The sequence below is a fragment of the Methylorubrum salsuginis genome, assembly GCF_900114375.1.
Lineage (GTDB): Bacteria > Pseudomonadota > Alphaproteobacteria > Rhizobiales > Beijerinckiaceae > Methylobacterium > Methylobacterium salsuginis.
This window is the reverse complement of record NZ_FOSV01000003.1, coordinates 252,212-270,215: the sequence shown is the minus strand read 5'-3', so window position 1 is coordinate 270,215 and position 18,004 is coordinate 252,212. Positions and strand designations below refer to the sequence as shown.

Below are 18,004 nucleotides of genomic sequence, written 5' to 3'. Positions count from 1 at the left end.
GCGCCCCTCCGGTAGGTTTACGGCGCCGGCTGCTCCACATGCTGCCCGTCGAGCACCGCATCGGTGCTCGGGCGGCTCTCGGTCACCGCATCGGCCCGGCGGCGGTCCGGCGAGGTCGCCTCCTCCACGAAGGCGGCGAGGGCGGCCTCCAGCGTCAGCGTCGTGGTCTTCTGGCTGCCGAGACGGCGCACCGAGACCGTGCGCTCCTCCGCCTCGCGCTTACCCAGCGCCAGCAGCACCGGCACCTTGGCCAGCGAGTGCTCGCGGACCTTGTAGTTGATCTTTTCATTGCGCAGGTCGGCGTCGACGCGCAGCCCTGCGCGCTCGAGAACCCGCACGACTTCGCGGGCGTAGTCGTCGGCCTCGCTGGTGATCGTCGCCACCACGATCTGCACCGGGGCGATCCAGAGCGGGAAGTGACCCGCGAAATGCTCGATCAGAATGCCGGTGAAGCGCTCCATCGAGCCGCAGATGGCACGGTGGACCATCACCGGCGGCTTCTTCTGGCTGTCGGCATCGATATAGGTCGCGCCGAACCGCTCCGGCAGGTTGAAGTCCACCTGCGTCGTGCCGCATTGCCAGTCGCGGCCGATGGCGTCGCGCAGCACGTACTCGAATTTCGGGCCGTAGAAGGCGCCTTCACCCGGGTTCACCGCGGTGCGGATGCGGCCGCCCGACTGCTCCTCGATCTGCGCCAGCACCCGCGTCATCACCGCCTCGGCGTGGTCCCACAGATCGTCGGAGCCGACGCGCTTCTCGGGCCGCGTCGAGAGCTTCACGAGGATCTGGTCGAAGCCGAAATCGGCGTAGGTCGAGAGGATCAGCTCGTTGATCTTGAGGCATTCGGCGGCGAGCTGGTCCTCGGTGCAGAAGATGTGCGCGTCGTCCTGGGTGAAGCCGCGCACCCGCATCAAGCCGTGCATGGCGCCGGACGGCTCGTAGCGGTGGACCACGCCGAACTCGGCCATGCGCAGGGGCAGGTCGCGGTAGGATTTCAGGCCGTGCTTGAAGATCTGCACGTGGCCGGGGCAGTTCATGGGTTTGAGGGCGAACCAGCGCTTGTCCTCGGCCTCGTCGCCCGCGGATTGGGCCGCGAACATGTTCTCGCGGTACCAGCCCCAGTGGCCGGAGGTCTCCCAAAGGGCCTTGTCGAGGATCTGCGGCGCGTTGACCTCCTGATAGTCGCCGCGCAGGCGCCGCCGCATATAGGCGATCAGCTCCTGGAACACCGTCCAGCCCTTGGCGTGCCAGAACACGACGCCGGGGCCTTCTTCCTGGAAGTGGAACAGGTCCATCTCCTTGCCGAGCCGCCGGTGGTCGCGGCGCTCGGCCTCCTCCAGGCGATGCAGATACGCGTCGAGATCGGCTTGTGACCCCCAGGCGGTGCCGTAGATGCGCGTCAGCATCGGGTTGTTGGCATCACCCCGCCAATAGGCGCCCGCGACCTTCATCAGCTTGAAGGCGGTGCCGATCTTGCCGGTCGAGGTCATGTGCGGGCCGCGGCACAGGTCGAACCACTCGCCCTGGCGGTAGATCTTCAGATCCTCGCCCGGCGGAATCGCATCGACCAGCTCGACCTTGTAGCTCTCGCCCTTGTCGGCGAAGAGCTTCTTGACGTCGTCGCGCTTCCAGATTTCCTTCGTAAAGGGCGCATCGCGCGCGATGATCTCGCGCATCTTCGCCTCGATCTTCGGGAAGTCCTCGGGCGTGAACGGCTCGGCTCGAGCGAAGTCGTAATAGAAGCCGTTCTCGATGACCGGGCCGATCGTCACCTGCGTGCCGGGCCAGAGCGCCTGCACGGCCTCCGCCAGCACGTGCGCGCAATCGTGGCGGATCAGTTCGAGCGCGCGGGGATCGTCGCGCGAGATGAACTCGATCGCGGCATCCTGCGAAATCGTGTCGTCGAGGTCCTGCACGACGCCGTCGAGCGCCATGGCGACGGTGCGCTTGGCCAGCGACTTGGCGATGCCCTCGACCACGGTCCGGCCGGTCACCGCGGCCTCAAAAGCGCGGGTGTTGCCGTCGGGGAAGGTCAGGATGGGCATGATCGGACCGTTTTGTGGAATGTCGCGCCCTCAAGAGGGCGTCGGCGGGTTTGGGGACGCGAGAGAGGTAAGTCAACGCTGACTTGCTTTTGCCGGACGGGACCTGCGCTCCCTGTTTCCTCAGCGCTTCAGGCAGCCCATCAGCCCGTCCACCTGCCCCATTCGCCCCTGGATGCGGGCGGCGATCCTGCGCACTCCCGGGGTCGGCTTGCCCGCGCTGCGCAGGATCGGGTTGGGCAGGATCGCGGCGAGCAGGGTGGCCTCGCTGCGGGTCAGGTCGCGGGCGCTCTTGCGGAACCAGTGACGGGCGGCAGCCTCCGCGCCGAACACGCCGTCCCCCCACTCGGCGACGTTGAGGTAGATCTCCATCGTCCGCCTCTTGCCCCACACCGCGTCGGCCAGCACCGCGAGCGGGATTTCCAGCGCCTTGCGGATGTAGGAGCGGCCCGGCCAGAGGAAGACGTTCTTGACCGTCTGCATCGTGATCGTGGAGGCGCCGCGGCTCGGACCCTCCTCGTCGTCCACGACGTCGCGCAAGGCGCCCCAATCGACGCCGTTGTGAAGGCAGAAGCGCTGGTCCTCGGAGGCCACCACCGCCTGCACCAGCGCCGGGGCGATCGCGTCCAGCGGCACGCTGTCCCGCTGCGCCGCCTCGCCTGAGAGCCAGCGCCCGAGCATCAGGGTTGAGGGCGGGGTCGCCACGCGATAGACGAGCGCCAGCGTGAGCGTGAAGACGACGACGAGGAGGGGAGCGAGCGTGATCAGCGTCGCGATGCGCCGCAGCCCGCCGCCGCGCCGCCTCGGCCCCGTCACCACTCTCAGGTCGCGCCCGCGCGGCTCCGCGTCGCTGTCCTCATCTCCGCGCACGGCGCCTCCGCCCCTCCCCGATCCAGGCCCTTCCCGATGACCTCAACGCAGTCTCCCACCCCCTCGGTCAAGGCGGACGCGTCGGGCTACGAGTTTACCCACAGGCTCGCCGAGGTCGCCGACACCGTCGAGCGTTTTCTGGTCGAGCTGCTCGGGCCGAACCTGAACGCGGGCGAGATCGCCCGGCCGCCGCGCCTGATGGAGGCGATGCGCCACGCCGTGCTCGGCGGCGGCAAACGGCTGCGCCCGTTCCTCGCCATCGAGACCGCCCGGATGCTCGGCGGCGCCGAGGATGCGGCCCTCGCGGCGGGCGCGGGCGTCGAACTCGTCCATTGCTACAGCCTCGTCCACGACGATCTGCCGGCGATGGACAACGACGACCTGCGCCGCGGCAAGCCGACCGTCCACAAGGCCTATGACGAGGCGACCGCCATCCTGGTCGGCGACGCGCTGCTGACGCTGGCCTTCGAGGTCACCGCCGATCCGCGTTGGCAGCCGGACCCCGCCATCCGCGCCGAACTCGTGCTCGGATTGGCCCGGAGCTCCGGCCTCGGCGGCATGGTCGGCGGCCAGCTCCTCGATCTCTCCGCGGAGGGCCGCTTCGGCCCGGTCGATCTCGACATCGACGACACCCTGCGGATGCAGGCGATGAAGACCGGCGCGATCCTGGCCTTCTCGGTCGAGGCGGGCGCGCTCGTCGGCGGCGCCAACGCGGACGAGCGCACCGCGCTGCTGCGCTACGGCCAGGCGCTCGGCCAAGCCTTCCAGGTCGCCGACGACATTTTGGACCGCGAGGCCTCGCCGGAAGCCATGGGCAAGGCCACCGGCAAGGACAAGGACGCCGGCAAGGCCACCCTGGTCGACCGCCTCGGCCTCGACGGGGCGCGGGCCGAGTGCGACCGGCTGGTCGCGGTCTGCGAGGAGGCCGTGGCCCCATGGGGCGAGCGGGCGCGGGTGCTCAAGGACGCGGCCCGGTTCACCGTGGCGCGCAAGGCGTAATTTTTGGGACGTTTCGCGAGGGCCGGAGCCCGGCTTACTCTCCTTGATCCCGCCACGGTTGGCAGGTCGAATCCCGCTGCCAACCGGGGTCTGCCCATGACCGTTCTCAGAGCGCTCCTCCTCGCCGGCGGCCTGATCGGCGCCGGCAGCAGCTATCTCGGCTGGGCGCTCACCAGCGAGGGCGGCTACGAGGCCGGCGGCCGGGCGCTGAAGGCCCAGGTCGGCTTTCTCACCATGCCGCATGCCGAGCGCCAGAGCCTGCGCAAGCTCGCCCTGATGAAGGCCGCGGGCGATTGCGAGTGGGAGATCGACGAGGCGTTCTGGAGCCGGATCTATCACCTCTATGTCGGTGAGGAGCGCGGCGTGCGCGCCGCCGTCTACGACACCCTGCTGGACGAGCAGGAGCGCTACTTCCGGGCCGATTCCGACCAGAGCCGATGCCGCGCCGCCTGGGCCCGCTTCGGCGCCGAGGGCGCCGACATCCGCGGCATTCTTCGCAGTGCCAGGGGAGGGACCCCGCCGCCCCCGACGGGCACCGTGCTCAACGCCAGCGCCGCGGGCCCGGATCCGGACGAGCGCTGAGCCATCCTCGACAAACACGGCGAACAAAAAAGAAGGGCCCCGCCTCGCGGCGGGGCCCTTCTTCGTATCGGAGGAAGATTGCCTCAGTGCGCGTGCGCGCCCGAGGCGCCGATGCCGGTCTCCGAGCGGACGTACTGCGCCTCGAAGGCGGCGCGCTCGCGGTTGCCGCGGCGGGTCCGGTCGATGGTCGAGACCGCCCAGATCGTGAGGAAGGCGAGCGGCATCGAGAACAGGGCCGGGTTGGCGTAGGGGAACAGCGGCGCCGGATGGCCGAAGGTCTTCACCCACACGGCGTCCGACAGCACCACCATGGTGACCGCCGCCACGAGGCCGACGAGGCCGCCGATCAGCGCGCCCCAGGTCGTGGTGCCGCGCCACAGGATCGACATGGCGAGAACCGGGAAGTTGCAGCTCGCCGCCACCGAGAAGGCCAGCCCGACCATGAAGGCGACGTTCTGGTTCTCGAAGATGTAGCCGAGCACGATGGCGACGATGCCGATGCCGACGGCGGAGGCCTTCGACAGGTTCACTTCCGCCTTCTCGGTCGTGCGCCCACGGGCGAAGACCTGGGCGTAGAGATCGTGGCTGATCGCCGAGGCGCCGGCCAGCGTCAGGCCCGCCACCACCGCGAGGATGGTCGCGAAGGCCACCGCCGAGATGAAGCCGAGGAAGTACGGGCCGCCCACCGCGTTGGCGAGGTTCACGGCGACCATGTTGGTGCCGCCGAGCATGTCCTTGATCTTGTCGTAAGTGGTGCCGTCGGCGCCGAGCTTGAAGTAGCTCGGGTCGGACATCAGCATGGCGATGCCGCCGAAGCCGATGATGAAGGTGAGGATGTAGAAGTAGCCGATCAGGCCGGTGGCGTAGAACACCGACTTGCGGGCGGCCTGGGCGTCCGACACCGTGAAGAAACGCATCAGGATGTGCGGCAGGCCGGCGGTGCCGAACATCAGGCCGACGCCGAGCGAGATCGAGTCGATCGGGTTCGTCACGAGGCCGCCGGGCGCCATGATGGCGTCACCCTTCGGGTGCGTCTGCACGGCGCTCGCGAACAGCTTCTCGGGGCTGAAACCGTAATGATAGAGCACCGCGCCTGCCATGAAGCTCGCGCCGCCCAGCAGCAGGCAGGCCTTGATCACCTGCACCCAGGTCGTGGCCTTCATGCCGCCGAAGGCGACGTAGATGATCATCAGCGCGCCGACGAGCACCACCGCGTAGAGGTAGGGCAGGCCGAACAGGAGCTGGATCAGCTTCCCCGCGCCGACCATCTGGGCGATCAGGTAGAACGCCACCACGACGAGCGTGCCGGTCGCCGAGATGATGCGGATCGAGGTCTGGTCGAGGCGGAAGCTCGCCACGTCGGCGAAGGTGAACTTGCCCAGGTTCCGCAGGCGCTCGGCGATGAGGAACAGCACGATCGGCCAGCCGACGAGGAAGCCGGTGGAGTAGATCAGCCCGTCGAAGCCCGACGAGTAGACGAGGCCGGAGATGCCGAGGAAGGACGCCGCCGACATGTAGTCGCCGGCGATCGCCAGCGAGTTGGTGCCGGCCGAGATGCCGCCGCCCGCGGCGTAGAAGTCGGCCGCCGACTTCGAGCCCTTGGCCGCCCGGTAGGTGATGCCCAGCGTGAACAGCACGAAGAACAGGAACATGCCGATGGCCGGCCAGTTGGTGGCCGATTGCTGGACCTGTCCGAGATCCGGCCCGGCGGCGAGCGCCGGGGCGGTGCCGAGGGCGAGGCCCGCGGCGAGAAGGGTCGACGCGCGGATCATTTCGCGAGGCTCCGGGTGAGTTCGGCCGAGAGCCGGTCAAAGCGGGTGTTGGCGCGGGCGACGTAGATGCCGGTCAGCACGAACGCGAAAACGATCACGAACATGCCCATGTAGAATCCGAGCGAGGCGGTGCCGCCGACCTTGGTCGCGAGCAAAGCCTTGTCGAAGGCGATGAGGCCGATGAAGCCGAAATAGACCAGCAGCATCAGGCCGGTCAGGGTCCAGGCGTACTGGTTGCGCTCGCGCACCAGCGTACGGAAGATCGGGTTCTGGGACACCCGGTCGAGCCTAGGATCGGACACGGGGTTGTCGAGGGTGCCGACGACCCCGGGCAGGGGTTGGGCGTGCGAAGTCGCGGGCGGACCCGCCGATTGGGTGGCGCTCATGAATCTCCTCCCGTGCCCATCCGAGCCGTCGAGCGGTCGGTGGCGGGTTGCTTTTTTGGTCGTTGTTTAGGGGGCTCCTCCCCCTTGCGGGGGAGGAGAGAGCTTACGCCTTGCCGCGGTTCTGGCGGTTCTCGATCAGGTCGTCGACCACCGCGGGCTCGGCGAGCGTCGAGGTGTCGCCGAGCGAGCCGAAATCGTCCTCGGCGATCTTGCGCAGGATGCGGCGCATGATCTTGCCCGAACGGGTCTTGGGCAGGCCCGGGGCGAACTGGATCAGGTCCGGCGAGGCGATCGGGCCGATATCCTTGCGCACCCAGGTGACGAGCTCCTTGCGAAGCGCATCGTCGCCCTCCAGGCCCTCGTTGAGGGTGACGTAGGCGTAGATGCCCTGGCCCTTGAGGTTGTGCGGATAGCCGACGACGGCGGCCTCCGACACCTTGGGGTGGGCGACCAGCGAGGATTCGACCTCGGCCGTGCCCATGCGGTGGCCCGACACGTTGATGACGTCGTCGACGCGGCCGGTGATCCAGTAATAGCCGTCGTCGTCGCGCCGCGCGCCGTCGCCGGTGAAGTAGAGGTTCTTGTAGGTCGAGAAGTAGGTCTGCTCGAAGCGCTCGTGGTCGCCGTAGACCGTGCGCATCTGGCCGGGCCACGAGTCCTTGATGCAGAGGTTGCCCTCGCACTTGCCTTCCAATTCCTTGCCCTCGGCATCGACCATCACCGGCTGCACGCCGAAGAACGGACGGGTCGCCGAGCCGGGCTTGAGCTTGGTCGCGCCGGGCAGCGGCGTGATCAGGATGCCGCCGGTCTCGGTCTGCCACCACGTGTCGACGATGGAGCAGCGCCGCTCGCCCACCACGTTGTAGTACCAGTCCCAGGCCTCCGGGTTGATCGGCTCGCCGACCGAGCCCAGCACGCGGAGCGACTGGCGCGAGGTCTTCTTCACCGGTCCCTCGCCGCCGCCCATGAGCGAGCGGATCGCGGTCGGCGCGGTGTAGAAGATGTTGACGTTGTGCTTGTCGATCACTTCCCAGAAGCGGGAATTCGACGGGTAGGTCGGGATGCCCTCGAACATGAGCGTGGTCGCGCCGTTCGCGAGCGGCCCGTAGACGATGTAGCTGTGGCCGGTGACCCAGCCGACATCCGCCGTGCACCAGTAGACGTCGCCGTCGTGGTAATCGAACACGTATTGGTGGGTCATGGAGGCGTAGACGAGGTAGCCGCCGGTGGTGTGCACCACGCCCTTCGGCTGGCCGGTCGAGCCCGAGGTGTAGAGGATGAAGAGCGGGTGCTCGGCCTCGACCTGTTCGGCCGGGCAATCGTCGGTCACCTGTTCGGCGGCCTCGTGGTAGTAGACATCGCGGCCGGGCTCCATCGCGACGTCGCCGCCGGTGCGCTTCACGACGATGACGTGCTCGACGAGGTCCTTCTCGACGCGCTTGATCGCCTCGTCCACGTTGGCCTTGAGCGGCACCTTGCGGCCGCCGCGCAGACCCTCGTCGGCGGTAATGACAACCTTCGAGCCGCAGCCGTTGATGCGGCTCGCCAGCGAATCCGGCGAGAAGCCGCCGAAGACGATGGCGTGGATGGCGCCGAGCCGAGCGCAGGCCAGCATGGCGTAGGCGGCCTCGGGGATCATCGGCAGGTAGAGCGTGACGCGGTCACCCTTGCCAACGCCGCGGTTGCGCAGGACGTTGGCCATCCGGCCGACTTCGGCGTGAAGCTGCCGGTAGGTGATGTGCTTGGACTCGTTCGGGTCGTCGCCTTCCCAGATGATCGCGGTCTGGTCGCCGCGCGTTTCCAGATGGCGGTCGATGCAGTTGACGGCGACGTTGGTCTTGCCGTCCTCGAACCACTTGATCGAGATGTTGCCCGGCGCGAAGCTGGTCTCCTTGACCTTGGTGAAGGGCGTCGACCAGTCGATCCGCTTGCCGTGCTCGGCCCAGAACGTCTCGGGATCCGAGACCGACGCCGCGTACATCTCCTGGTACTTGGCGTCGTCGATCAGAGCACGCTCACGCCACGCGTCCTGAACGTCGATGACCTTCTCGCTCATGTCGTTTCTTCCCTGAACGGTGCCCGATCGTATCGTGCCGATGCACGCAGCCGGGGCTTCCGAGAAACTCTTAAGCGCATGTGAAGAGGGCCGGCAAGCGCCAAAAAGTCTAGTACAGTGATTTTGCGCAATTGAATTGCACAAAATCATCTTATGAACGATCCGGCGGTCTCGTCCCGAACCGTCCGAAGCATGAAACGCTTGTTTCTCAGTCGGATCGCGGATCCTCCGCGGACGGGCGCGTGAATCAGGCGGCCGGGAAAATCATCTCCACGAGGGTGCCCTCGTCCTTGCGGCTGCCGATCCGGAAACGCCCGCGATTGGCCTCGACCAGGGCCTTGGTCAGCGTCAGGCCGAAACCGCCGCCCTCGGCGTCCGCCGCCGGGTCGGCCCCGTCGCGGAACGGTTCGAGGGCGCTGGCGACGGCCTCCGGCGACAGGCCGGGGCCGGTGTCGCGGACCCGGAGGGCGACCTCGCCGCGGTCGGCGACGGTCGTCGAGACGATGACCTGCCCGCCCGCTTCCGTGACCCGGATGGCGTTGCCGATGACGGAGAGCGCCGCCTGGCGGATCGAGCGCTCGTCGGCGAGGAAGGGCGGCAGGTCGGGGCCGAGGCTGGTGCGCACGACGATGCGGTCGCGGGCGGCCTGGGCCTGCATCGTGCCGATGCAGCTGGCGACGAGGTCGTTGAGCCCGACCTTGGTGAAGGTGAGGTTGCGCCCGGCCTGGAGGGCGGCGAGGTCGCGCAGGTCGTCGAGGATCGCGGCGATGCGCCCGCCCGACAGGCGCACCTCGCGCAGATAGGCCTCCAGCCGCTCGGCATCGGCCCGGTCGAACCGATCCGAGAGCATCATGTCGGTGAGCGAGAGGATGGCGGTCAGCGAGGGGCGGATCTCGCGTCCGACGCGGGCGAGCGCGCGGGCCTTCCAGATCGCCGCGGCGCCCTCGTCCGGCGCTGCGGGCGGTGCCGCGGCGGGGATCGGGGCCGGCAACGGGGAAGGCGCCGCCTCGTCCTCGCGGATTTCCCGCAACGAGGCGCAATATCCGGGTGCATCCTCGCCGAACAGGCGCGCGATGCGCAGGCGCAGGGCCGCCGCCCCCGAGCGGGCGGTGACGCCGAGCAGCTCGCTCGCGCCGGAGCGCTGGGAATCGGTGACGGCGGCTTCCAGCGCCGGCAGGCTCTCGGGAGCGAACAGGTCGGCGAAGCGTCCGCCGACCACTTCCTTGGGATGGGCGTGAACGAGTTCGGCCGCACTCGGATTGAGGCCGACGACGCGGCCCTCGGCGTCGAGGGTGACGACGCCTTCCTCCAGGCGGTCGAGTACCTTTTCCGCCCGCAGCCGCGCGTCGTTGTGCGGGACCGGAGGCGGGGCCGCCTGCGGATCGGCGGCCCGGGCGAGGCAGAGCTCGGCCGGCGTCCCGTCCCAGTCGAGCCGGGTGTGATCGACCGCGAGGGCGACGGTGCCGCCATCGGCCCGGCCGAAGGGGACCGGCGCCGTCGCGCCGCGCGCATCCGGCGCGAGGCCGCGGAACAGATGAGGCAAGCCGGCCTCGCTCAGGGCCGCCTGGTCCGGATAGCCCGTGAGCGTGAGGAAGGTGCGGCTGGCAAACAGCACCGCGTCCGCGCGGTAGACCAGCACGCCGACCGGCAGGCGTTCCAGAAGCTCGGTGAGCGCCGCGCGGGTCCGGGTCTCGGCGTCGGCGGCGCGGAAGGGCGGGGTGGGGAACGGCGTGACCGAACTGCCGGACGGGCCCTCCATCCGCTCGGTGTCGGGGGCCTCGTCCGCCGCGTCGTCGTGGGCGAAGCGCAGGCCGAGGAGGCGGGCGACCTCGCGGAAGGCGGCGTGCTCGTTGACCGAGAGCGCGCCGGCCTCCGGTTCGGCCTGGGCCGCTTCCGCGTGGGCCGGATCGGCGTTCGACGGCGCGATGTCCTCGTCCGCCGGGCGCGGATGGCGCGCCTTCAGGAGCGCGAAGCCGCTCAGGCCCGCTCCGTCCCGACCGGGGCGGCCGAACGGGGCGCCGGACATCTCGATACCGTGCTCGAAGGCGCGGCCCCGGACGAGGAGCGGCAGCGCGCGAAACGTCTCGGTCGGCTCGTGCAGGAGGGCGTCGAGCGCCGCGCCCTCGACGATGCCGTCGGCGGCGAGGTCGGCCCAGGCGCGGCCGACGATCACGGCCGCGAGATCGGGATGCGTCGCGGAGACATGGGTCAGAACGCCCTCGGCGTCGCTGCGCCAGACGAAGCGGACAGGGGGCTCGACGGCTGCGGGGGCGGGGGACGCGCTCTCGGCGGTAGCCGGCGAGAGCGGCGCGTCGGGCGTTTCGGTGCTCTCTCCGGCGGCCTCCTGCGCCGGGCTCTCCGGGGGCGGGGGCGTCTCCACGCGGATATCGGCGGGCCGCAGCGAGGGGAGGGGGGCGAGGGGCGCCAGCAGCAGCGCCTCGCGCTCCTCGTCGAGGGCGGCGCGCGCGAGCAGGACCACCACCGGCGGGGCGACCCCGCGGGGATCGAGGCGCAGCCGCACCATGCGCGGGCGCGGGCCGACCGGACCGGCGCGCCGGATCTGCTCGGCGAGGCGCAGCGCCGGCATGATGCGTCCCTCCGGCCCGCCGACCCCCGCGCCATAGGCGGCAGCCGGTCCGGCGGCGTGGAGGAGGCGCTCCGCATCCGTATCGAGCACGAGCAGGGCCGCACCCTCGCGGGCGAGATGCGCCGTGAGGGGCTCCTCCCGCCAGCGCTGGATCGCCCGGCGGAACACCTCGCCGCCCGGCTCGGCGGAAACCTCAGTGGCGCGGTCCGACATCCGAACCCTGGTCAAGAATGCCTCACTTCAAGACGCCCGAACCCTCCGGACATCGCATGTCGGTCGCGGCAGCGCAGCGAAATGCGCGGGCCGATCGTCCGCAGACGGACCACGATCGTGTGTGCAACTAAACGCGCGCCGGACATAGACACCGAAGCCCACCGACACACGTTTATCAACTGGTAACCCTAATTGGCCGCCTTGGGGCTGGAAAAAGTGCCGCCCCCGCGCTATGTTGCACTGCACAACGCGTGAAAGCGTCGAATCAGCGAAAGAGAGGAGCCCCCCATGAGCAACACTCCGAACTACGAGATCCCGACCGAGATGCGCGATTTCGCCGAGAAGAGCGTCGAGCAGGCCCGCAAGGCGTTCGACTCGTTCATCGGCGCCGCGCGCCGCACCGCCGACACCGTGCAGGGCTCGACCGACCTCGCCCGCACCAACGCTTCCAACCTGTCGACCCGCGGTTTCGAGTTCGCCGAGCAGAACGTGAATGCGGCCTTCGATCTCGCCCAGAAGCTCGTACGCTCGCGCGACGTGCAGGAGGCGATGCAGCATCAGGCCGAGTACGTCCGCTCGCAGTTCGCCGCGATCCAGGCCCAGGCCAAGGAGTTCGGTGGCCTCGCCCAGAGCGCGTTCCAGCAGAGCGCCGAGAATGCCAAGAGCGCGATGCAGCAGGGTGCCAACGAGGCCCGCGCTGCCTACGAGCAGGGCGTCGAGACCGCCCGCGAGAACGCTGCCGACGTCCAGAAGGCCGCCAACAACCACCAGTGATCGGCCGCCGGGTCGTCCCGGCCGCGATCGACGGCCCGCGCCCCCCGGCGCGGGCCGTTTTGCGTGCGGAAACCTCGGCGCCGCTTTTTCGCCGCCGGGGAGCGTCAGATACGTCGGCCTCATGAAGCGCCTTCGGCGATCCGCCGCAGGGCGCCCCATCGGAGTGCCCGACCCATGCGTCCCGTCCGTCGCCTCGGCCCCGCGGCCCTGGCCATGACCTTGGCCCTGTTTGCGGCCGGCAGCCCCGCTCAAGCACAATATTACGACGACGGCTACGACCGCCCGCCGCCCCGCCGGATCTACCGCGAGCCCGATTACGGTCGCCCGCCGCCTCGGCCGATGGGCCTGAACTGCGACGCGGTGCAGAGCGGCATCTCGGGCAACCAGCCCTATTCCTGTCCGCTCCCCGGCCCGCGCCCCCTCGGCGCCCGCTGCTTCTGCGACATGCCGGTCTCGTTCATGAACGGGCCGCAGACCGCTGTGGGACGCGTCTCGCCGTAACGGAAACGCCGCGCCGGAGTCGCTCCGACGCGGCTTTTCTCTGCGGGCCTCAGGCGCTGGCCGCGGCCTCAGAGCATCGGCCCGAAAGGTGCGGAGCGGCTTTCGGAAAAAGCCGATGCGGCACAAGAACGGAGAGCGTCGTCCCGGATCCGATATCCAGGACGACGCTCTAGGCTTCTCGCTTCGCTAGAGGCCTCGGCAGAGCCGAGGCCGCTGCGCGGGGCGCTTTTCGCACCTGGCCACGCGGCGCCATCGCGCGTTTCCGCGCGATGGTCCGGCCGATCAGTTCACGATCACCGTCGCGCCGACCTTCACCCGCGAATAGAGGTCGGTGACGTCCTCGTTGGTCATGCGGATGCAGCCGGACGACACCGCCTGGCCGATCGTGTCCGGCTCGTTGGAGCCGTGGATGCGGTATTCGGAGCTGCCGATATACATCGCGCGGGCGCCCAGCGGGTTCTCGATGCCGCCGGCCATGTAGCGCGGCAGGTCGGGGCGGCGGGCGATCATCGCGGCCGGCGGGGTCCAGCTCGGCCACTCGCGCTTGGCGGTGATCTTGTTCACGCCGCTCCAGGTGAAGCCCGGGCGACCGACGCCGACGCCGTAGCGCAGGGCCTGGCCGTTGCCGAGGACGAGGTAGAGGCGCCGCTCGGCGGTGGAGACCACGATCGTGCCCGGTGCGTAGCGGCCGTCATAGGCCACGACCTCGCGCGGGATGCGGGCGACCTGGGCCTGCGCCTCGGCCGAGCCGTATCCGTAGCTCTGGGAGGCCGAGCCGCGCTGCTGGCTGCCGTAGGGATCGTAGACCGGCCAGCCGCCCTGGGACTGCTCGGCGTAGGTGTCGTCGCTCTCGGAGCCGAAGGGATCGTACGGCGAGGCATGAGCCGCGCCGATGGCAAGAACACACATGCCGACAGCGCCGGCGAAGACAGATGCCAAGGTCTTCATGGGATGGCCTACCTGTGCAGTAACCTTTGCCATTAAAAGCGTGACTGTGGCTTTCGGGTTCCAGGCGAATCGCAGATTTTGCACAGGCCGGGTGTGCGGCGGGGCACCCGAGCTTGACTATCGGAGCCGCAGTACGGTTCAGGCGACCTCTGCGGTGTGAACCCCGAAGTTCACAAGCTGCTGGAAACCAAAATTGGTGGTGAGCGCGCAATCGGTGGCGTCGCGCCCCCGCGCCATGACGATGCGGCCGATCCGCGGGCGGTTGTGGCGGGCGTCGAACGTGTACCAGCGCCCGTCGAGATAGGCTTCGAACCACGCGGAAAAATCCATCGGGTCGGGCACGGGCGGCACGCCGATATCGCCGAGATAGCCGGTGCAGTAGCGCGCCGGGATGTTCATGCAGCGGCACAGCGCGATGGCGAGATGGGCGAAGTCGCGGCAGACGCCGACCTGTTGGGTGTAGCCGTCGAAGGCCGTGCGGGTGGCGTCCGCCCGCATGTAATCGAAGCGGATGCGGTCGTGGACGTAATCGACGATCGCCTGCACCCGCGGCCAGCCGGGCGGCGTCTGGCCGAACAGCTCCCAGGCGGTGGACGACAGCTTATCGGTGTCGCAGTAACGGCTGCCCATCAGGAAGACGAGAGCGTCGTCGGGCAGGTGCCGGACCTCGGCCTGGCTGGCCGTCGGCACCACCGGATCGGGCAGGCCGGAATCCGCGACGATGAAGTCGGCCGCGATGGTGAGGCGCCCGGCCGGTGCGACGATGCGGGTGCAGACGTTGCCGAAGCCGTCGGCATAGCGGTGGACCGGGACCGGCGGGTCGAAGGTCACGGTTTCCGGCGTCACGAGGTCCGGCACCCGCGACGGATGGAGGTTGAGCATCAGGATCATCGGCGTCGACTGAACCGACTCGAAGGTGATGTCGAAGCCCGTCCGGATCTGCATGGGGTCGGTCCACCTCCTGCCGCCCGGCGCGGGGCGGCCGGGAGAGAACCTGCAAGAGGCGCGCCCGACGGATTCAGGCGATGGGCGGCGCCCGGTCGCGGCTGGCGCGCTCGGCCTCGACCAGCACGTCGAAGGCGCGCCAGGGCTTGGGGATGAACACGGCGCCCTCCGGCAGGGCCTCGCCGGGCTCGGGATCGACCCCGGAGGTGACGACGAGCCGGGTGCAGGGCCACAGCGTGGCGATGGCGCGGGCGAGCTGCACCCCGTCCATGTCGCCGGCGAGGCGAATGTCGGCGAAGACCAGCGCGACCTCGCCGCCGTGCTCCTGCAGGTAGGTGAGCGCCTGCTCGGCGCTGGCGCAGCCGACCACGTGCAGATCGGTCTCCTCCAGCACGCTCTCGGCGAGGTCGCGCGTCTCGGCCTCGTCCTCGACCACGAGGGCGATGCGGGACCCGGGCACCCGCGCCTTCGCGCGGGCCGCGCGCTCGGCCCGGTCGACCCGGCGCACCAGGGCGGCCAGATCGTCGGGCAATCCCTCCGCCACGAGGTTGTCGTAGCAGGAGGCCAGGGCCTGCCCGATCTGATCGAGCTTCATGCCCGGCAGGAGCGGATCGTCGATCCCCCCCGTGAACGACCGATCTCGAAACGGACCCTTCAAGGTCGAAAACCCTCCTCTCGCGTGGGGCGGCCTTGATCGACCGCGCCCCACATCAAAGCGGGCGGACGCTTGTCAGTTGCGTCGAAGGATGAATTTCGGAAGTCGCAACGAACGCCGCGCGGCGGGCCGCCGCGGGGCGCGAGCGGAGCTTTACTGGACCGTATCGGCGTCGGCGGTGAGCACGAGGCCGGCGACGCTGCGCACGTCGCGGTAGCGGTCGCCGCGGGCGCTCATCATCGCCTCGAACTTCTGATGCACCTGCGCCACCGAGAGGCTCGCGGGCTTGCGGTGCCGCCCGCGGCCGGTGGTGCCGGCAAAGAAGATCGAGCGGTTGGCCCGCGCCGGGCCGGGCAGCAGGGTCGCGGCGGCGGCGGTCGGCTTGTCGACCACCTGCGAGAGGAAGTTCTCGGCGTCGTCCGGGCCGAGGAAGTGGGCGAGGTAGACCTCGCCGAGCGACAGCTCGCGGCCGATCTTGAGGGCGATGCGGGCGGCGTCGCGCTTGAGCATCTCGCCCGCCATCAGCGCGGAGAGGTAGGGATCGCGGCGCATGTCGAGGATGCGGGCGCGCTCCGACTGGTCCTGCACGCTCGGCCGGTCGTTGGCATCCGGCACGATCAGGGCGGCGTCCTGAGCGTAGCCGTATTTCGGGCCGAAATCGCGGATCACGCCGAGCCAGGTGCGCTCGATGAACTGGTACAGGCCGGTCGCCGAGGAGGTCTTGGCCTGGACCGCGGTGATGAAGCTCGATTCCTTGTCGGCGACCGCCATCAGCAGCACCGGATCGGTCTCGACCGCCTGCGCCGCCTTGACGATCGTCTGCACGATGTGGCGGCGGATTTTCATCGGCCCGAATTCGAGGATGTCGTTCGGATCGCCGGTCGAGGTCTGCGACAGCAGGAAGTCGTAGGAGACCCGGTCGACGGTGCCGGCCGTCAGATCGGTATCGAGCGCATCGACGGTGCGGAAGCTCGACGAGGCCGCGACCACCGAGGGGACCGGGGCCTCGGTCGAGACCGCTTGCAGGACGGCCTGGACGCGGGGCTTCGGCATCGTCAGTTCGGCCGCCTTGGTCGAGGCCTCGGCCCGGCCGAGATCGGTCCCGGCATTGAGCAGGATCGCGCTCAGGCCTCCGGCGAGCAGCGTCATCGAGAGGACGGAGCGCAGGAGCGCCGGTCGGCTGCCGTGGTCGCGGCCCGGACGGGCGGCGACGGAGATGACGTCGGAAGAGGCGATGCGCCCGGTCTTGCGGGCATCACGGGTGGTACGCGGCGATCCGAACGTGCGGCCCTGCATCTGTCTCGTCACCCCATCCAAAGGTTGGTGCCGTCAGCGGCGTGTGGGCAACAGTTACGCCTCGGCTTGTGGCGCAAACACGGCCGAGGTTGTGGCATCCCCATGGCAAGGCGGGGCGATTTGCGGGCAAGCTCAGCCGTTTGGCCGGTTTTCCCCGTGATCGTCCACAGGGTTCTGGATCGGCACCGCGGGGAGGCGGCGCGAAATCGGCACTTGGAAGTGTCCGTCGCGACACGGGACCGACTCGCGACGAGGGCCGGCCCCCATGGGGGGCCGGCCCTCGTCGTGCGGCCCGTCGTGAAAATCAGCCGTTGAGCACGCGGCCCGCCACGGCGTCGAGCTTGGCCACCAACTCCGGATCGCGATGCGAGGGGGCGGTCATGATGGCGCCGTCGAGCGCCCGGTGCGAGCCGGCCGGGCATTCCTCGCGCTCGGCGGGGAAGTCGCGGGCGACGCGGGCGACGAGCTGGGCCGCCTTGCTGGCGTTGGCGCGGGCCACCGCGATCACCGAGGCGACGTCGACGCTGTCGTGGTTCGGATGCCAGCAATCGAAGTCGGTCACCATGGCGATGGTGGCGTAGGTGATCTCCGCCTCCCGCGCGAGCTTGGCCTCGGGCAGGTTGGTCATGCCGATCACGTCGTAATTCGCCGCCTTGTAGGATTTCGATTCGGCGAGCGACGAGAACTGGGGGCCCTCCATGCAGACATAGGTGCCGCCCTTGTGGACCGCGATGCCCTCGGCCTCCGCGGCGGCGGCGATGCGCTTCTGCAGGAGCGGACCGACCGGATGGGCGAAGGGCACGTGCGCGACGCAGCCATTGCCGAAGAACGACGTCTCGCGGGACACCGTGCGGTCGATGAACTGATCGACCAGCACGAACAGGCCGGGATGCAGCTCGTTGCGGAACGAGCCGCAGGCCGAGAGCGAGACGATGTCGGTCACGCCCGCGCGCTTCAGCACGTCGATATTGGCCCGGTAGTTGATCCCCGAGGGGGAGAGGCGGTGGCCGCGCCCGTGCCGGGCCAGGAACACCACCTTGGTTTCGCCGATCCGGCCGATGCGCAGCGCGTCGGACGGCTCGCCCCAGGGCGAGGTGATGGCCTCCTCACGGACATCCTCCAGGCCGGGCAGGTCGTAGACGCCCGAGCCGCCGATCACGCCGAGAATCGCTGCCGTCATGCGGTCTTATCCCTTGTGCTGTGTTGGATTCCCGCGCCGTTCCGCGCGGGCGAGCGGTCGCGTTCTGCGCACGATCCACCCATGATGCCACCGAGTCGTGACGCCCGTCCGATCCGGGGGGCCGCGCCGAGGCGTCTTTTTTCGATGGGCTTCTCGGCCCGATGCCGTCCGGGACGGCTCACGCGGATCGCCGGTCGC

General features: G+C 69.5%; 15 protein-coding genes. 4 read left to right on the top strand and 11 right to left on the bottom strand.

The window, feature by feature from the left end; genetic code table 11:
- Positions 1-17: 17 nt before the first annotated feature.
- Both thrS and mtgA read right to left on the bottom strand, forming a co-directional pair.
- On the bottom strand, positions 18-2,045 hold the full coding sequence (gene thrS / locus BM140_RS06415) for a threonine--tRNA ligase (RefSeq protein ID WP_091943176.1): 2,028 nt from the start codon (positions 2,043-2,045) through the stop codon (positions 18-20).
- 120 nt (positions 2,046-2,165) lie between these two features.
- Entirely contained in the window at positions 2,166-2,912 is a 747-nt protein-coding gene (gene mtgA, locus BM140_RS06410) for a monofunctional biosynthetic peptidoglycan transglycosylase (RefSeq protein WP_091943173.1), read from the bottom strand.
- A gap of 36 nt (positions 2,913-2,948) precedes the next feature.
- On the opposite strand from mtgA, the gene BM140_RS06405 reads away from it, so the two are divergent.
- Complete coding sequence (locus BM140_RS06405; protein WP_091943171.1) at positions 2,949-3,911, top strand: polyprenyl synthetase family protein; 963 nt, start codon at positions 2,949-2,951, stop codon at positions 3,909-3,911.
- Positions 3,912-4,007: 96 nt separating this feature from the next.
- The gene (locus tag BM140_RS06400) at positions 4,008-4,493 is read left to right on the top strand and encodes a hypothetical protein (RefSeq protein ID WP_244535318.1); all 486 of its coding nucleotides are present in this window, start codon (positions 4,008-4,010) and stop codon (positions 4,491-4,493) included.
- Positions 4,494-4,576: 83 nt separating this feature from the next.
- On the opposite strand, the gene BM140_RS06395 is transcribed toward BM140_RS06400, so the two are convergent.
- From BM140_RS06395 to BM140_RS06380, 4 genes are all read right to left on the bottom strand, one after another.
- Positions 4,577-6,265 (bottom strand): cation acetate symporter, encoded by a 1,689-nt coding sequence (locus BM140_RS06395; RefSeq protein WP_091943169.1) that lies wholly within the window; start codon positions 6,263-6,265, stop codon positions 4,577-4,579.
- Positions 6,262-6,651 (bottom strand): DUF485 domain-containing protein, encoded by a 390-nt coding sequence (locus tag BM140_RS06390; protein ID WP_091943167.1) that lies wholly within the window; start codon positions 6,649-6,651, stop codon positions 6,262-6,264. Before BM140_RS06390 ends, BM140_RS06395 begins: the two co-directional genes overlap by 4 nt.
- Before the next feature lie 103 nt (positions 6,652-6,754).
- The gene (gene acs, locus BM140_RS06385; RefSeq protein WP_091943164.1) at positions 6,755-8,707 is read right to left on the bottom strand and encodes an acetate--CoA ligase; all 1,953 of its coding nucleotides are present in this window, start codon (positions 8,705-8,707) and stop codon (positions 6,755-6,757) included.
- Positions 8,708-8,954: 247 nt separating this feature from the next.
- Positions 8,955-11,522, bottom strand: a complete 2,568-nt coding sequence (locus BM140_RS06380) for an ATP-binding protein (RefSeq protein ID WP_342030022.1) — start codon at positions 11,520-11,522, stop codon at positions 8,955-8,957.
- A gap of 273 nt (positions 11,523-11,795) precedes the next feature.
- Between BM140_RS06380 and BM140_RS06375 the strand changes: the two genes are divergently transcribed.
- Both BM140_RS06375 and BM140_RS06370 read left to right on the top strand, forming a co-directional pair.
- Positions 11,796-12,281, top strand: a complete 486-nt coding sequence (locus tag BM140_RS06375) for a phasin (RefSeq protein ID WP_091943160.1) — start codon at positions 11,796-11,798, stop codon at positions 12,279-12,281.
- A gap of 174 nt (positions 12,282-12,455) precedes the next feature.
- On the top strand, positions 12,456-12,782 hold the full coding sequence (locus BM140_RS06370) for a hypothetical protein (RefSeq protein WP_091943158.1): 327 nt from the start codon (positions 12,456-12,458) through the stop codon (positions 12,780-12,782).
- 282 nt (positions 12,783-13,064) lie between these two features.
- Here BM140_RS06370 and BM140_RS06365 read toward each other — a convergent pair whose 3' ends face one another.
- From BM140_RS06365 to BM140_RS06345, 5 genes are all read right to left on the bottom strand, one after another.
- Positions 13,065-13,730: a L,D-transpeptidase gene (locus tag BM140_RS06365; RefSeq protein ID WP_091943156.1), complete on the bottom strand. Its 666-nt coding sequence runs from the start codon at positions 13,728-13,730 to the stop codon at positions 13,065-13,067.
- A 138-nt stretch (positions 13,731-13,868) separates the two neighbouring features.
- The gene (locus tag BM140_RS06360) at positions 13,869-14,675 is read right to left on the bottom strand and encodes a transglutaminase-like domain-containing protein (protein ID WP_091943154.1); all 807 of its coding nucleotides are present in this window, start codon (positions 14,673-14,675) and stop codon (positions 13,869-13,871) included.
- Positions 14,676-14,748: 73 nt separating this feature from the next.
- On the bottom strand, positions 14,749-15,270 hold the full coding sequence (locus BM140_RS06355; RefSeq protein ID WP_091943152.1) for a response regulator: 522 nt from the start codon (positions 15,268-15,270) through the stop codon (positions 14,749-14,751).
- Positions 15,271-15,483: 213 nt separating this feature from the next.
- On the bottom strand, positions 15,484-16,626 hold the full coding sequence (locus BM140_RS06350; protein WP_091943150.1) for a transglycosylase SLT domain-containing protein: 1,143 nt from the start codon (positions 16,624-16,626) through the stop codon (positions 15,484-15,486).
- A gap of 304 nt (positions 16,627-16,930) precedes the next feature.
- A complete protein-coding gene (locus BM140_RS06345) occupies positions 16,931-17,806 on the bottom strand; it encodes an S-methyl-5'-thioadenosine phosphorylase (protein ID WP_091943148.1) in 876 nt (291 codons plus the stop codon).
- Between the last annotated feature and the right edge of the window lie 198 nt (positions 17,807-18,004).

What these genes read in the sequence shown, in the direction of transcription:
- thrS (WP_091943176.1), bottom strand. Translation starts at nt 2,045, where the DNA reads ATGCCCATCCTGACCTTCCCCGACGGCAACACCCGCGCTTTTGAGGCC.
- BM140_RS06405 (WP_091943171.1), top strand. Translation starts at nt 2,949, where the DNA reads ATGACCTCAACGCAGTCTCCCACCCCCTCGGTCAAGGCGGACGCGTCG.
- BM140_RS06400 (WP_244535318.1), top strand. Translation starts at nt 4,008, where the DNA reads ATGACCGTTCTCAGAGCGCTCCTCCTCGCCGGCGGCCTGATCGGCGCC.
- BM140_RS06395 (WP_091943169.1), bottom strand. Translation starts at nt 6,265, where the DNA reads ATGATCCGCGCGTCGACCCTTCTCGCCGCGGGCCTCGCCCTCGGCACC.
- BM140_RS06390 (WP_091943167.1), bottom strand. Translation starts at nt 6,651, where the DNA reads ATGAGCGCCACCCAATCGGCGGGTCCGCCCGCGACTTCGCACGCCCAA.
- acs (WP_091943164.1), bottom strand. Translation starts at nt 8,707, where the DNA reads ATGAGCGAGAAGGTCATCGACGTTCAGGACGCGTGGCGTGAGCGTGCT.
- BM140_RS06375 (WP_091943160.1), top strand. Translation starts at nt 11,796, where the DNA reads ATGAGCAACACTCCGAACTACGAGATCCCGACCGAGATGCGCGATTTC.
- BM140_RS06370 (WP_091943158.1), top strand. Translation starts at nt 12,456, where the DNA reads ATGCGTCCCGTCCGTCGCCTCGGCCCCGCGGCCCTGGCCATGACCTTG.
- BM140_RS06365 (WP_091943156.1), bottom strand. Translation starts at nt 13,730, where the DNA reads ATGAAGACCTTGGCATCTGTCTTCGCCGGCGCTGTCGGCATGTGTGTT.
- BM140_RS06360 (WP_091943154.1), bottom strand. Translation starts at nt 14,675, where the DNA reads ATGCAGATCCGGACGGGCTTCGACATCACCTTCGAGTCGGTTCAGTCG.
- BM140_RS06355 (WP_091943152.1), bottom strand. Translation starts at nt 15,270, where the DNA reads ATGAAGCTCGATCAGATCGGGCAGGCCCTGGCCTCCTGCTACGACAAC.
- BM140_RS06350 (WP_091943150.1), bottom strand. Translation starts at nt 16,626, where the DNA reads ATGCAGGGCCGCACGTTCGGATCGCCGCGTACCACCCGTGATGCCCGC.
- BM140_RS06345 (WP_091943148.1), bottom strand. Translation starts at nt 17,806, where the DNA reads ATGACGGCAGCGATTCTCGGCGTGATCGGCGGCTCGGGCGTCTACGAC.